General features: G+C 33.4%; 12 protein-coding genes. 11 read left to right on the top strand and 1 reads right to left on the bottom strand.

The annotated features are described in order from the left end of the window. Nucleotides 1-91: 91 nt before the first annotated feature. Entirely contained in the window at nt 92-1,555 is a 1,464-nt protein-coding gene (locus BUE22_RS04795) for a glycosyltransferase family 2 protein (protein WP_073393948.1), read from the bottom strand. Nucleotides 1,556-2,161: 606 nt separating this feature from the next. On the opposite strand from BUE22_RS04795, the gene BUE22_RS04790 reads away from it, so the two are divergent. From BUE22_RS04790 to BUE22_RS04740, 11 genes are all read left to right on the top strand, one after another. Further along, on the top strand, nt 2,162-2,614 hold the full coding sequence (locus BUE22_RS04790) for a carboxymuconolactone decarboxylase family protein (protein WP_073393947.1): 453 nt from the start codon (nt 2,162-2,164) through the stop codon (nt 2,612-2,614). A gap of 228 nt (nt 2,615-2,842) precedes the next feature. Then, on the top strand, nt 2,843-3,187 hold the full coding sequence (locus BUE22_RS04785) for a YciI family protein (RefSeq protein WP_073393946.1): 345 nt from the start codon (nt 2,843-2,845) through the stop codon (nt 3,185-3,187). Between the two features lie 174 nt (nt 3,188-3,361). Further along, the gene (locus tag BUE22_RS04780) at nt 3,362-4,600 is read left to right on the top strand and encodes an RNA polymerase sigma factor (protein ID WP_073393945.1); all 1,239 of its coding nucleotides are present in this window, start codon (nt 3,362-3,364) and stop codon (nt 4,598-4,600) included. Between the two features lie 189 nt (nt 4,601-4,789). After that, nucleotides 4,790-6,463, top strand: a complete 1,674-nt coding sequence (gene kaiC, locus BUE22_RS04775) for a circadian clock protein KaiC (RefSeq protein WP_073393944.1) — start codon at nt 4,790-4,792, stop codon at nt 6,461-6,463. 7 nt (nt 6,464-6,470) lie between these two features. Next, complete coding sequence (locus BUE22_RS04770) at nt 6,471-6,770, top strand: circadian clock KaiB family protein (RefSeq protein ID WP_073393943.1); 300 nt, start codon at nt 6,471-6,473, stop codon at nt 6,768-6,770. After that, the gene (locus BUE22_RS04765; protein WP_042563730.1) at nt 6,770-7,075 is read left to right on the top strand and encodes a circadian clock KaiB family protein; all 306 of its coding nucleotides are present in this window, start codon (nt 6,770-6,772) and stop codon (nt 7,073-7,075) included. Before BUE22_RS04770 ends, BUE22_RS04765 begins: the two co-directional genes overlap by 1 nt. Further along, nucleotides 7,072-8,310 carry a sensor histidine kinase gene (locus BUE22_RS04760; protein WP_073393942.1) on the top strand — a complete coding sequence of 413 codons (1,239 nt, stop codon included), beginning with the start codon at nt 7,072-7,074 and terminating at the stop codon, nt 8,308-8,310. The genes BUE22_RS04765 and BUE22_RS04760 overlap by 4 nt, the downstream gene beginning before the upstream one ends. 1 nt (nt 8,311) lies before the next feature. Beyond that, nucleotides 8,312-8,719, top strand: coding sequence for a response regulator (locus tag BUE22_RS04755; protein ID WP_073393941.1), 408 nt, complete (start codon nt 8,312-8,314; stop codon nt 8,717-8,719). A gap of 317 nt (nt 8,720-9,036) precedes the next feature. Next, complete coding sequence (locus tag BUE22_RS04750) at nt 9,037-11,028, top strand: tetratricopeptide repeat-containing sensor histidine kinase (protein WP_073393940.1); 1,992 nt, start codon at nt 9,037-9,039, stop codon at nt 11,026-11,028. Between the two features lie 49 nt (nt 11,029-11,077). Next, nucleotides 11,078-11,839, top strand: a complete 762-nt coding sequence (locus BUE22_RS04745; RefSeq protein ID WP_042563725.1) for a LytR/AlgR family response regulator transcription factor — start codon at nt 11,078-11,080, stop codon at nt 11,837-11,839. A 46-nt stretch (nt 11,840-11,885) separates the two neighbouring features. Continuing rightward, the gene (locus BUE22_RS04740) at nt 11,886-15,044 is read left to right on the top strand and encodes a DUF7619 domain-containing protein (RefSeq protein ID WP_073393939.1); all 3,159 of its coding nucleotides are present in this window, start codon (nt 11,886-11,888) and stop codon (nt 15,042-15,044) included. The last annotated feature ends 114 nt before the right edge of the window (nt 15,045-15,158 follow it).

Raw genomic sequence — 15,158 nt, 5'->3', positions numbered from 1 at the left:
TCAACTCCATAAAAAAACTCCTACTTTATCAGCAGGAGTCTTTCAAACAAATAATCTATTCTAATTTTAATGCAGTTTTATTTTAGCGTTTTTATTTTATTTTTTGTTCGGTTAAACCACGTGTTAACCAGCCTCTTTTATTTGCCGTTGCAATTGCATATGGCGTAATCCAGAATAAACTGAAGGTATAAAAAAGACTATATGAATATGCCCAAAGTGATTCTCTTAAATTATATCTTTTTGCATAAAAGAACACTGGGAAACTAGATACGATTAATATACTCAATAATGTAGAGCTTAAAAATAATACCGGGTGAATGGCAATAAAAAAGAACATGAAAGCTAAAAATGGATAAGACATTAACATTTTTAAAGACTGATTTATAAGTAACAATCTTGAGCCAAATTTAGATCCTTCTCTGAAATTTTTAAAAACAAATTTAGACATCGCAATATTTTCACGAACATTACTTCTCGCCCATCTAATGAACATTTTGTACAGACCTGTATATTCTTCAGGAACGTTTGTTAATACAGTAGCATTTCTTTGAAACAATACGTGATTTCCTTGTTTTAAAATCATGTTTGTCATAGCGCGGTCTTCACCAATATCCGATGGCTGTCCCATAAAAGTTTGGTTGATCCATTCGTCAAGACATCCAAAAACAGCCGTTTTACGATAAGCTGCAGCAGCACCCGGAGTACAAAGTACAGATCCTAACATACTTTCTGCAGAACGCATGAATTCAAAACTCATTACAAAACTTACGTTTAACATTTTAGGAAGAATTGCTTTTTTATTATTCAAAACCTGAACGTTTCCTGCAACTGCCCCACATTTTTCATTTGTAACAAACGGACTTACTAGATTTCGTAAAGTATCTGTTTTTACGATAGAATCGCTGTCTACCGTTACAAAAATTTCTCCTGTTCCTAATTCAAACCCACGGTAAAGTGCGTGACGTTTTCCTCTGTTTTCAGGCTGTTGAAAAATCGTCAAACGATCCCCTAATTTAATTTTTGCCTGTTGCATCCAGTACCATGTATCATCTTTGCTACCATCATCAACGGCTAATAATTGCATTTTTTCTTCTGGATAATCGCTGTTTGCTAAACTTAATAAAGTATCCCAAACTAATTTTCCTTCGTTGTATGCAGGAACAATTATAGTAGTAGTTGGCAATAATTCATCACTAACTGATTCGATCGGTTTGTATTTGAAAAATAAATATACATTATAAAGAAAAGCTCCTGTTTGGAAGAAAAACAATAATATGGTTACGATTAAAAAAGGATAACCCCATGTTGAATTGATTCTGTCTAACTGAAACTGATCAAAGTCATCTTGTAATAGATAAACTGCAAAAGCACCTGCAAACATTAAGATAAAAGTACCCGCAAGTACAAATAAATTTAATGGGTTTGATGTTCGTGCAATATTTTTAGTGGTAGTGTCGTTATTAATGCGAAAAATGGAACTTTTTAAAGTTTGTTCTACATTACTGGTATCACTTGAAGAATAAAATTGTTTTGAGATAATTGTTTCACTTTCCATGTTTGTCTTCTATTTTATTTTTATCTGAAATGGCTTTTAATTAAATTGTGCTCTGTTTTATTAAAATTGTATACAGAATCACATTATCTCAGTAAGCAACCCTTATGCCATTATGCTTTTTCGCTGTTATAGAGCTATTTATCTAGCTTCACAACAAAACAGTGTGTGTAAATTTTATACAATTTGGTATACAGTACACACATTTTGTCCCAATAAACAAAGGCGTTTCTGCCCAAATACTTTACAGATTATAAAAAACATAGCCAACGGTTTCAACCGTTGGAACGCAATATATTTCCACATACATGTCCCCACGGTTGAAACCGTGCGCTATATTTTCATATCATAATCCCATGTTTCAAACTTTCATATCACAATCCACACGGTTAAAACCGTGCGCTATGATTAAATACAGAATTCACAAGCTTTGTGTTGATTTAACTTTGCGTCCCGAGGCTTCGGGATGTATTGTTAACACACTTTAAAAAAACCTTTGCGTCCCGAGGCTTCGGGATGCTGTTAAATATTTTTTATTTTTTTTCTAAAAATTTGTCCAATTCTGAAAGTTCGGTTGTCATTAGGGTATAACATTTAAAACTATACACGATGGAAACTAGAATTAATTTATTCGAAAAAGGTCAAAAAGCATTAACTCCTTTATTTGGAATTACTGTTTATTTAAAAAAATCAGGTCTTGAAAAATCACTTGTAGATTTAGTAGATTTTAGAGTATCACAAATCAATAGTTGTGCTTATTGTCTGGATATGCATTCAAAAGAAGCTTTGGCGGCAGGAGAAACCCCGCAACGTTTGTTTGGTTTAAGTGCATGGAGAGAAACTCCTTTTTATACAGATAAAGAAAGAGCCGCACTTGCCTATGCTGAAGCTGTAACTGCCTGTCATGTATCTGATGATGTTTATAATGAAGCAAAAGCACACTTTTCTGATGAAGAATTGATCGATCTTACTTTGGCTATTACAACGATCAATACATGGAACCGTTTAAATCTTGCTTTTCCAAACAATGTAGGTTCTTACAGAGTTGGGCAATTTGGATAAATAAATCAAGCTGTTTTTTATATGAGGTAAAATAGTAAATTTATCTCTTCAATGTAAAACAGCTTTTTTATAGCCACAGATTAAAAGATTATTATTTCACGCAGATTTGGCAGATTAAGCAGATTTAAATTTGGAAAATTATCTGCGTGAATCTGCTTAAATCTTTTTAAAATCTGCGTGAAAAAATATTCAATATTAAAAAGATTTTTAATTTAAAAACATAAAACAATGAACGAGTTTTTATTAATTTTCAGAAGAGATTTTACAACTAAAGAAATACAGCCTTCTCCGGAAGAAATGCAGCAGCATTTTCAGCAATGGCAAAATTGGTTCGGAAGTCTGGCTGCACAGGATAAACTGGCAAGACCGTTACAACGCTGGGACGGACAGGGAAAAATTGTCACCAATAACAAAAACGTAACAAACGGTCCGTACGTAGAAATCAAAGAATCTATTGGCGGAATGATTATCGTAAAAGCCAAGGATTATGACGAAGCGGCCGAAATCGCACAGAATTGCCCAATTTTGAATTTAGGCGGTAATGTAGAGATTAGAATGGCGGTGAATAGTTAAATTCCAAATTTTAAATTCCAAATTCCAATTATAGAAGACTGGAATTTTTTTAAGAGTTTAGGCATCTTTGTCAAAGTTTAAAACTTTGACAAAGATTTACGGTTACAATAACCGCAGTTTATGTTGGAATTTGGTCCCGAGACTTCGGGATAAAAAATTTGAAATTTTATATTTATGATGGAAAAAGAACTCATACCAAATTTATTCAGGACAGAATACCAGAAAATAGTTTCGGTACTTAGTAATCTGTTTGGTATTCATCATATTGAGATTGCTGAGGATATTGTGAGCGATACATTTTTGGCTGCAGCCGAAACCTGGGCTATAAAAGGAATTCCGGATAATCCTACTGCCTGGCTTTATACAGTTGCGAAAAATAAAACCAAAAATTATTTTAAACGAAATGATGTTTTTGAAAAGAAGATTGTAACCGAAATAAAATACAACACACCTCTTAATAATCCGGAAACAGAAATTGATTTATCGGAACAAAATATTGCCGATAGCCAATTGGCAATGATTTTTACGGTTTGTAATCCTTGTAATTCAAACGAAGCTCAGATTGCATTGGCGCTAAACTTATTATGCGGTTTTGGAATCAATGAAATCTCAGACGCTTTTTTATCTAATAAAGAAATAATTTATAAAAGAATCAATCGTGCCAAGGAAAAGCTCAAAGAAGAAAACATTAAAATTCAGCATCCTAATTCGGCAGAAATTAACGACCGAATTGAGACAGTTTTAAAAACGATTTATCTGCTATATTCTGAAGGTTATTATTCTACATCGCAAAATACTACTTTACGCAAAGATCTTTGTGCAGAAGCGATGCGCCTCACCTATTTATTGATTCAGAATGAAAGTACCAATTTACCTGCAACGAATGCTTTAATGGCTTTGATGTGTTTTCATTCTTCAAGATTTGAAGCACGAACTTCAGAAAACGGAGAAATTATTTTATATCAGGATCAGGATGAATTACTTTGGAATCATGAATTAATCGATAAAGGAACGTATTTTTTAAGTAAATCTTCAACCGGAAATACACTTTCTAAATACCATCTCGAAGCCGGAATTGCCTATTGGCATACACAGAAAAAAGATTCTCCCGAAAAATGGCAGCATATTCTGGAATTGTACAATAATTTGATTATTTTAGAATATTCACCAATTGTGGCTTTAAACCGCACTTTTGCCTTATCAAAAGTAAATGGTAAAAAAGAAGCCATTATTGAAGCCGAAAAACTCAATTTAACCGATAATCACTTCTATTATTCTTTACTCGGAAATTTATATACCGATGTTGACAATAAAAAAGCGCATCAGCATTTTGAAACTGCTCTTGGCTTAGCCAAAACAACAGCTGAAAAAAATATCATCAGTAAAAATATTCTTCAGCTTTCTTTTTTTTGATTTAAAAAATTCTTAATTTCAATAGTAATTCGAGAGTATTTGCATTAATCATTTATTATTCGTGAAATAAGGCAGTTTTTTCTAAATAATGACCTCAAAATTATTTAAACAGCTGTTAAATCTTTAATAAATGTTAATGTTAAATATTGTAGGAAAACGTATATTTGAGTAAACAGAATATTTTATATCGTGCAAAAACAAACAAAATCACATAGTTTTATTTTTCCAAAAACTCCTTCAGGAATAGACGGCCTGGATGAGATTACAGATGGTGGATTTCCTAAAGGACGACCAACTTTAGTCTGCGGTGGTGCAGGTTGCGGAAAAACATTGTTATCTATGCAATTCCTTATTAAAGGGATTACAGAATATAACGAACCCGGAGTTTTCATGTCTTTTGAAGAGCCTTCGGATGATCTTACATTAAATGTCAAATCACTTGGTTTTGACCTCGAAAAACTAAAAGCAGATAAAAAGCTTGTAGTGGATTATGTAAGAGTTGAAAGATCGGAAATTGAAGAAGCGGGAGAATATGATCTCGACGGTTTATTTATAAGATTAGGACATGCCATCGATTCGATAAAAGCAACCCGAGTGGTGCTGGATACGATCGAATCTTTATTTGCAGGTCTTGACAATCAGGCGATTCTTAGAGCTGAGTTACGAAGATTATTTCATTGGCTTAAAACCAAAGGCGTAACGGCAATTATTACAGGCGAACGCGGAGAAGCAACACTTACGCGTCAGGGACTGGAAGAATATGTTTCGGATTGTGTTATCGTTTTAGACCATCGTGTTATCGAACAGGTTTCGACCAGAAGAATGCGAATTGTAAAATACCGCGGATCGACTCATGGTACCAATGAATATCCTTTTTTAATTGATGAGGACGGAATTTCGGTATTGCCTATCACATCATTAAAACTGAATAATGAAGTTTCTTCGGATGTAATTCCTACGGGAGTGCCCGGATTAGACAACATGTTTCAGGGTGGTGGGTTTTATAGAGGAAGTAATATATTGGTTTCCGGAACTGCAGGTACAGCAAAAACAACGGTTGGATGTTATTTTGCCAATAAACAATGTGAAAATAACGAGCGTGTTATCTATTTTGCCTTTGAAGAATCACCACAGCAATTGGTTCGTAATATGAAATCTATAGGTGTTGATCTTGGAAAATATATCAAAAAAGGCAATCTGCAAATTCATTCTTCCCGCCCATCCTTAAATGGTCTTGAGCTGCATTTGCTTACACTACGAAAATTTATCAAAGATTTTAAACCAACTACAATAGTAATCGATCCTATAAGTAATCTTATTAATGTTGGTAGCGAGCAGGAAGTTCGTTCGATGCTGGTAAGGCTCATAGATATGCTAAAAGCAAATAATATTACGGCACTTTTTACTTCTTTAAACAAACAAACAGACAATTTCAGACCTGATCTTGCCGAAGAATCTGTATCATCTTTAGTTGATACCTGGATTACGGTACGCGATATGGAAGGAATTGGCGAAAGAAACCGAGGAATTTTTATTGTAAAAGCCAGAGGAATGGGACATTCTAATCAGGTTAGAGAATTTGTCATTACAAATAAAGGAATTGAACTGCTTGATATAGAATTAGGCCCGCAGGGAATACTTACAGGATCAGCGAGAAAATCACATTTGTTCAAAAAAACAATTTCAGATATTAAACTGCAAAACGAAATAAGCAGAAAAGACAGAGAAATTGAGCGTAAACGCAAAGTACTTCAAGCTAATATTGAAGCGCTTCGAAACGAATTTGAATCGGCAGAAGAAGAATTAAGTATCTTAAAAGCAACAGAAGAGTTGCAGGAAAAACTGAATCCTAAAAAAAAATAGCAATAAAATGAAAAAAGAAGCTGTAGCCGAATGGCAATTGTTGCTATATATCGCAGGTCAGACACCAAAGTCGATTAAAGCACTCGAAAATATAAAGAAATACGCCGAAGAATACTTGGCGGGTAAATATAGTATCGAAATTATAGACTTACTTAAAAGTCCGCAGTTGGCCGAAGGAGATCAAATCCTGGCCGTTCCTACGTTGGTCAGAAAATTTCCTGAACCAATTCGTAAAATAATTGGGGATCTTTCTAATGAAGAAAGAGTTTTGGTGGGGCTCAATATTAAACCTTTAAAAGCGTTATAATGAGCAACTCATCTGATGTTACAAAACCGGAAAAACATAAGTTTATGCTTTTTGTTTCGGGTATGTCTGTAAAATCAGGGCATGCAATAGAAAATTTACGAATAATATGTGATAAATATCTCGCCGGTAATTTCGAACTGGAAATTATAGATATAAGTCGGGATACAGAACAGGCCGTAATACATCAAATTGTAGCCATACCAACATTGATTAAGATAGGTCCTGCACCAAGAAGAATCATTTTAGGTGATTTGTCAGACAGGGAAAAAGTATTACAAATACTAAATTTAAGGGAACAAATTTGAGCGATAACAACAAACATATCGAATCTTTATTAAAAGAGATAGCAGCATTAAAAGAGGAACTTCATGAGTCTAATAGTATTGTTGAGGCCATTAAAACAGGAGATGTTGATGCATTAGTAGTAAGCAATAACGGAACACCACAGCTTTATTCTCTTGAAACTGCAGATTATACTTTCAGGCTTTTAATTGAAAAATTCAGGCAGGGCGCTTTGAGTATTTCAAGGAATGGTTTGATCCTGTACTGCAACGATTATTTTTCTGAGCTTTTGGGTGTACCTTCGGAAAAAATAATTGGAAACTATTTACAGGAATATTTTAATAATTCGGATCATTTTACTGCTCTTATCGAATCGTTAAAATACGGCATAACTGCTCACGAAATCTTATTTAAAACCAATTACAGCACTAAAACTTTTTTGGCCTCAATATCTGTAACTGATCTTGAACCAGCTGTACAGGGATTAGGAATTGTCGTTACTGATTTAACAGAAAAGAAAAAACACGAAAATGCTTTAATTCAGCATCAAAAAGAGCTTGAGGAAAAAATAAACGAACTAAACCGTATAAACTCTAATCTTGAAGAGTTTATTCATGTAATATCTCATGATCTTAAAGAACCGCTTAGAAAAATAGTAATGTATAACGAAAGAATCAACAAAACAGATCTTTCAGAAACAGATACTAAATATCTGAATGTAATGAAATTATCTGCTTTAAGATTAAATTCTCTCGTGGATGATTTGGTAAATTATTCCTCACATAATGCACAGGAAGAGCGTATACAGGTAAACCTGGTTGAAATAATTGCTGAAGTTAATGAGGATTTGGAAATTATAATTAATGATAAAAAAGCTAATTTTGAAATAGGAAAACTCCCTGTATTACAAGCTTCAAAAGTGCAAATGCGACAACTTTTTTCTAATTTAATCTCAAACGCAATTAAATACAGTAAAACAGATATTCCTCCTGTTATACAAATTTTTCAAATTGATGATTTTGAGTCTGCTGATAAATTTGTAAAAATTCAAATAAAGGACAACGGGATTGGAATGGAAAAAAATCATCTGCTCAAAATTTTTACAATATTTCAGCGTTTACATGCTAAGAATGAATATTCCGGAAATGGTATTGGCCTTGCCATTTGCAAAAAAATCATGGAAAATCACTCCGGGAATATAACTGTAGAAAGTACTCTCAACCAAGGCACCACATTTAATCTTTATTTTCCAATATAAAATGACAAAATTAAACAATCTACATATTATTATTGCCGAAGATGACGAAGATGACGCCGATGTAATCTCTGAAATCTTTAATAAAAATCCTGATTTTGATAAAGTTAGCTTAGTGTCAAATGGCGAAGAACTTTTAAATTATTTAAAAAACACTTCCAACGCAACTCCTGACGTTATTCTTACCGATATAAATATGCCTATAATTGATGGTATTGAAGCGCTACAGCAAATTTTAAATACCGAAACATTAAAAAGTATTCCGTGTTTTATTTATTCGACAAGTATAAATCCTGCTTATAAGGAAAAATGCGATTTGCTTGGTATAAAAGGTTACCTCATTAAACCCTATTCTATTGAAGGTTTTGAAGAAATTCCCAAACAAATCATTAAAATCATCGAACAGCAATAATAATATCTAAAGCCACAGATTAAAAGATTAAATGATTTTTTTTCACGCAGATTCTACAGATTTGAGCAGATTTAATTTTAAAATTATCTTCTTGAATCTGTACAATCTGCTTTAATCTTTTTAAATCTGCGTGAAATAAATAAACTTTGCACACCTTGCGTATCCCGAGGCTTCAGGATAGCGCACTTTGGAGTAAAATTTACACCCAAATTTATAAACTCTATAGGTTTTTAAAACATTTCTCATCTTCCTTAAACATTCAAATAACCCAAAACAATCAAATAATAATCAAAACGGTGTAAATAATAATTGGTGTTATGATAGTTGAAAACAAATTATACATTTGTCTCACAACAACCAAAAAACCAAATCAGGTGAATCTAAAATTACGTTTAACCCTTTTCTTATTGCTCAGTTTTATTGGCGGTATTGCAAATGCTCAAAATAGTCAGATCGATAGTTTGCAGCGCATTTTGCGTGTTACCAAAATAGATACTTCAAAAGTTAATCATTACAATGTAATCGCTGATTTATATAAGGAAATTGATACTGATTCCACTTTATTTTATGCTCAAAAAGCAGCCTTTTTAAGCACTAAAACAGGATATAATTTTGGTCTTGCAACTGCTTATAACAACAAAGGAAATGCCTCTATCATTCTGGGCAATTATCCTGTTGCCCTACAATATTTTAAAAAAGCACAAACCGAATTTCAAAAATGCCTCAATCAAAATCCTGATCAAAAACAATATAAAAAAGGACTGGCAAGAGCGTATGCAAGTTCTGGCGTAGTATATTCAGAACAAAGTAATTATCTCTTATCGTTGAAAAATTACGAACAGGCTTTGTCATTATATCAGGAAATTAAGGAAGAACAAAGCATTTCTAAAGTACTCAATAACATGGGAGTCCTCTATAAATCGCAGCAAATTTATCCTAAAGCTTTGCATTATCTCAAAGAAGCTTCAAAAATACAAATCGCTCTTGGCGAACAAAATGCGCCCATGACGCTGACCAATATTGGTGTAATTTATTTTGAATTGGGCAACTACAAAAATGCCATTGAATATTATCAAAAAGCAGAAAAAGGTTTCGAAAAAAACAATAACAAACGCGGATCTGCACTTTTAAATAATTATTTGGGAGATTATCATACCAAACAAAATAATCTTTCTGTGGGACTTGGTTATTATCAGGAATCACTAACATTATACGAGGAAATTCAGAATAAATTTGGTGCTTCTCTTGCTCTGTACAATATTGGTTTATTATTACAAAAACAGAAAAAATATAATGAAGCGCTTTCTTTCGCACTTAAATCATTAACGTATGCAAAAGAAATTGGCGTACAAGATCAAACCTATCATACCGAAAAGCTGCTAAGCGAATTGTATGAATCATTAAATGAAACAAAATTAGCCCTAACACATTACAAAAATTACGTAAGCTCACGTGACAGTATTCAAAATCAGGAAATTAACATGAAGTTTGCCCGTGCAGAAATGAATTACGAGTTTAAGAAAAAAGAAGCTTTACTTTTTGAAAAACATAAAAGAGAAACACAATTCGTTATTTTTTCTATCCTTGCAATATTATTATTAATTGTTTTAAGTATTGTAATTTATAACAGAATGCAGGTTAAACGGCAGCTCACACTTAAAAAAGAAGTAGCAGAATACGAACAGAAAGCACTGCATTTACAAATGAATCCGCATTTTGTTTTTAATTGTCTGAGTTCGATTTCGAGTTTTATTGTTCAGAACGGAACTGACTCTGCTTTAAAATATCTGTCTAAATTTTCAAAATTAATGCGTCTCACGCTCGAATACTCAAAAGGTTCATTGATTCCAATTGATAAAGAAATCGAAAGTTTACAGAATTATCTCGAACTCGAACAGCTTAGGTTTCATGATAAGTTTGAATTTGAAATTCAATCCACAGAAAATGTAGAGTTTAATATGGGGTTACCGCCATTATTGATTCAGCCTTTTGTCGAAAATGCGATTTTGCACGGCATGGTTCCCAAAGAAGGAAAAGGAAAAATCAGTGTGAATTTTGATGTTCAAAAAGAGCAATTAATCTGCACGATTACAGATGACGGAATTGGTTTATCAGAATCCAAACTTTTAAAAGAAAACTCCGTTACGGCACATCAGTCTATGGCGTTGGAAATTACAAAAAAGCGTTTGAAGATTATGGAATCGATCACTTCCAAATCGGCTAAAATAGAGATTATCGAACTCAATTCGGCACAACAAAAAACAGGTACAAAAGTTACTTTATATCTGCCAATTCAGTATATGTCTTAATTCGAAAAACAATATCAATTTCAATATCAAAAAGCATAAATAACCGACCATGATAACAGCACTATTAATCGACGATGACAAGCATTTACGAACCGGACTAAAAGCGCTTTTAGAACGATACACAAATGATATTTTTATTGTTGGCGAAGCCGAAAGTGTAAAAACCGGAATCGCTGCAATAGAAAAACTGAATCCGCAGGTTATTTTTCTGGATATTCATTTAACAGACGGAACCGGTTTTGATATTCTGGAACGTCTTTCTAAAGCAAACGGAAAACTGAAATCGCATGTTGTTTTTATTACCGCGCACGAACAATATGCCCTGAAAGCTTTTAAATTTAGTGCTTTAGACTTTATTCTAAAACCTGTTGATCCCGAAGAACTGCAGCTTACAATGGCCAAAATAAAAGAAGCAGTGGGAAAAAATAATTCGTTTGAAAACATTGATTTATTATTGGAAAACATCCGTAAAAAAGTCGACAATTTTAAGAGAATTGCCTTATCAACAAGTGACGGAATTCATTTATTTGAAGTTTCGGATATTATTCGATGTGAAGCCAAAATAAATTACACCCAATTCTTCATCAAAAACCACAAACCTGTTTTGATATCAAAAACACTTAAGGAATATGAAGAATTATTGGCAGAACACGGTTTTGAACGTATTCACCAATCGCATTTAATCAATTTATCGTATCTCAAATCGTACATTAAAACAGATGGCGGCTATGTGATTATGGCGGATAATGCCAATATTCCGATTGCACAAAGCAAAAAAGAAAAGCTGCAGGAATTAATCAATTCACTTTAAAATCATCCCCAAAATTTTCTAACGAACAACTCAAACCATAATAATTATGAGAAAAAAATTACTCTTAATGATCTTGCTTTTTACCGGTCTGGTAAATGCACAGATTCTTACTTTTACAGATACTACATTTAAGGCCATGCTGGTAAATGGCGGTGCAAATAATTTTACAGCATCTTCGGGCGGTGTTCCTGTTACGAGAATAGACACCAATTTTAATAATGAGATCGAAGTTTCTGAAGCGGCTTTAATTGACAAACTTTGGATAGAAGGTGCCAATGCTCCGCAAGTGACCAACATTCAGGGAATTGAAGGTTTTACCAATTTAACCGAATTAGGTTTTAGGGAAATCAGCGTAACTTCGATTAACTTAAGCGGAATGCCGAATTTAAAAACGCTTTTTGTAAAAAGTCCAACATTGGTAACAGCAACCGTTTCCGGAATGAATGCTTTAACAGGCGTATCTTTTATGGAAAATCCGTTACTTGAAACTTTAAATATTTCAAATAATCCGTTGCAAACAACTATTCTCGCACAGCAAAATCCAGATTTTTCTACTTTTAATGTCAACAATCTTCCTCTTTTAAAAGATTTTTATGTGGCAGATAATGTTTTGACAGCTTTGGATATAACTGGCTGTCCGAATGTAGAATATTTCAACGCCGTAAACAATCAGTTAACGTCAATAAATGTTTCGGGTTTAACAAAACTGACTACTTTTCTAATCGAAGATAATACCAATCTTTCTTCAATAAATGCAGCAGGCTGTACGTTGCTTAATTTTCCGCAATCTGCCTTTAATTCAACGAAAGTATTAACAACCGCAGATTTTTCAAACTGTTCAAGTTTAGAATATATATTGTTTCCGGATAATACGCTTACTTCGTTAAATCTCTCAGGCTGTAGTGCTTTAAAAGATATAAATGTGTCAAATAATGTCTTAACGACATTATCACTTACGGGTTGTACCGCATTAACCAATTTAAATTGTAACAACAATCAATTAACGGCACTTAATTTAAGTACATCACCAAATCTTGTACAGGTTCAGGCTTCCACAAATGCTATTTCGAATTTAAACTTAACAGGAACAACAAATTTGAAAAATGCCTTTTTAAAATCAAATCAAATTCCGTCGTTAAATCTTTCCGGAAATACAAATTTAGAAATCCTGGATTTAAGCGAAAACCCAACCACAAATCTAAATCTTTCGGGTTGTACGGCATTGAATAATGTTTCATTAGTTGATACAAATCTTTTTACTGCCGACTTTTCAAATTGCAGTTCACTAAAGTATATTGGTAATATTAGTACCGCATTAACATCAATAAATGTTCAGGGCTGTACAGCTCTTGAAACGCTTTCTATAAGTGGAAAACCGCTTGAAAAAGCACCGTTAACATCGTTGAATGTTGCTGGTTTAACCAATTTAAAAAGCCTGGATTGCAGTTATAATACTGTTTCTTCTCTTAACCTTTCGGGCTGCAGTGCTTTAACGTCTGTTTTTTGTATTGAAACACCAATTACGGCCATAGATTTCTCTGATTCACCAAATATTATAACCCTAAACGTAAACGGAAGCGCCTTAGAAAACATTGATCTTTCTGGTTTTACAAATTTCCAGACTTTATCTGCAAGCAGCAATCCAAATCTTAAAATGATTTTTGCCAAAAACGGAAAAACCGAAACTTTATTTTTAGGCAATGCCAATACCAATCTGGCTTTTGTTTGTCAGGACGAAGCAGATATTATTGCAACAAAAAACTATTTGTTAACCGTTGGCTTATCAAATGTAGAAGTAAACTCGTATTGCTCTTTTACGCCGGGCGGAAATTACAATACAATTACAGGAACAATTGCTTTTGACCTTGACAACAATGGTTGTGATGCCTCAGATGCCAAACAGCCAAATTTGAAAGTTGGACTTCATGACGGCACGACGCAAAATGAAGCCTTTACCAAAGCCAGCGGAAAATATGTTTTTTATACTGGTGCAGGAAATTTTTCACTAACACCACATCTTGAAAACCCAACACTTTTCAGTATTTCTCCGGTTAATCCGTTGCTTTCTTTTGCAGATAGTAACAATAATGTTGCAACTCAGGATTTTTGTATTACCGCAAACGGATCTCAAAGCGATATCGAAATTGTTATTGTGCCAATTGTGCCTGCAAGACCCGGATTTATGGCCTGGTATGAAATCGTGATTCGAAACAAAGGAAATCAAACCGCAAGCGGAAGTTTTAATTTTAACTACAATCAAAACTTAATGCATTATGGTTTGGCAACTTTGGCTCCAAATGTGCAAAGTCCGGGATTATTGGGCTGGAATTACAACAACTTACTTCCATTTGAAAGCAGAAGTAATTATTTTGGACTGAATGTAAACACACCCGTACAAACGCCTCCCGTAAATATAGATGATGTATTGAATTTTACAGCGACAATAAACCCAATTGCAGGCGATCTTAATCCGGCAGATAATACATTTAATTACAATCAGGTTGTGATAGGTTCTTATGATCCTAATGATATCGAATGTCTTGAAGGAAAAAATGTTTCTCCGAGTACCATTGGCGAGTATTTACATTATGTAATCAATTTTGAGAATACAGGAACGGCTCCTGCAGAGAATGTAGTGGTAAAAGTAGCGATCGATCCAACCAAATACGATATTAATTCGCTGCAATTATTAGATACTTCGCATCCGTCTCAAATAAACATTCACGGAAATGTTGCTGAATTTATTTTTACCAACATCAATTTAGGTACTGCTAAAAAAGCAAAACTTACAGCAAAGGATCCTCCTGTTAACAATCATGGCAATATTTTATTTAAAATTAAAACACTGGACGATCTGATTACCAATGACAAGGTTGAAAAACAAGCCGATATTTTCTTTGATTATAACGCGCCAATTGAAACCAATAAAGCCGAAACTATTTTTAAAAATTTAGGAACCAAAGATCTTGAAGTTGATAAAAGTGTGGCATTATATCCTAATCCTACAAAAGGAAATATGAATATTAATAGCGACAATACTATAAAACTTATCGAATTATTTGACGTTCAGGGAAGAATCCTGCAAACAAAAATAGAAAGCAACAACAATACAACACTTGATATTTCAAACAAAGCAAACGGACTTTATTTCATCAGAATTACAACTGAAAACGGCATTAAAGTCGAAAAAGTAATTAAGGAATAAAGAAATAAATTTAGGTATTTCATTTAAAAAGCCTTCTGAAATCGAGAGATTTTGGGAGGCTTTTTAAGTATGTCAATTAAGTTGAGGAAAAATTTTAGGAGCTATTTCCTGCTA

The sequence above is a fragment of the Flavobacterium pectinovorum genome, assembly GCF_900142715.1.
GTDB classification, from domain to species: domain Bacteria; phylum Bacteroidota; class Bacteroidia; order Flavobacteriales; family Flavobacteriaceae; genus Flavobacterium; species Flavobacterium pectinovorum.
This window is presented reverse-complemented; position numbering and strand designations above follow the sequence as displayed.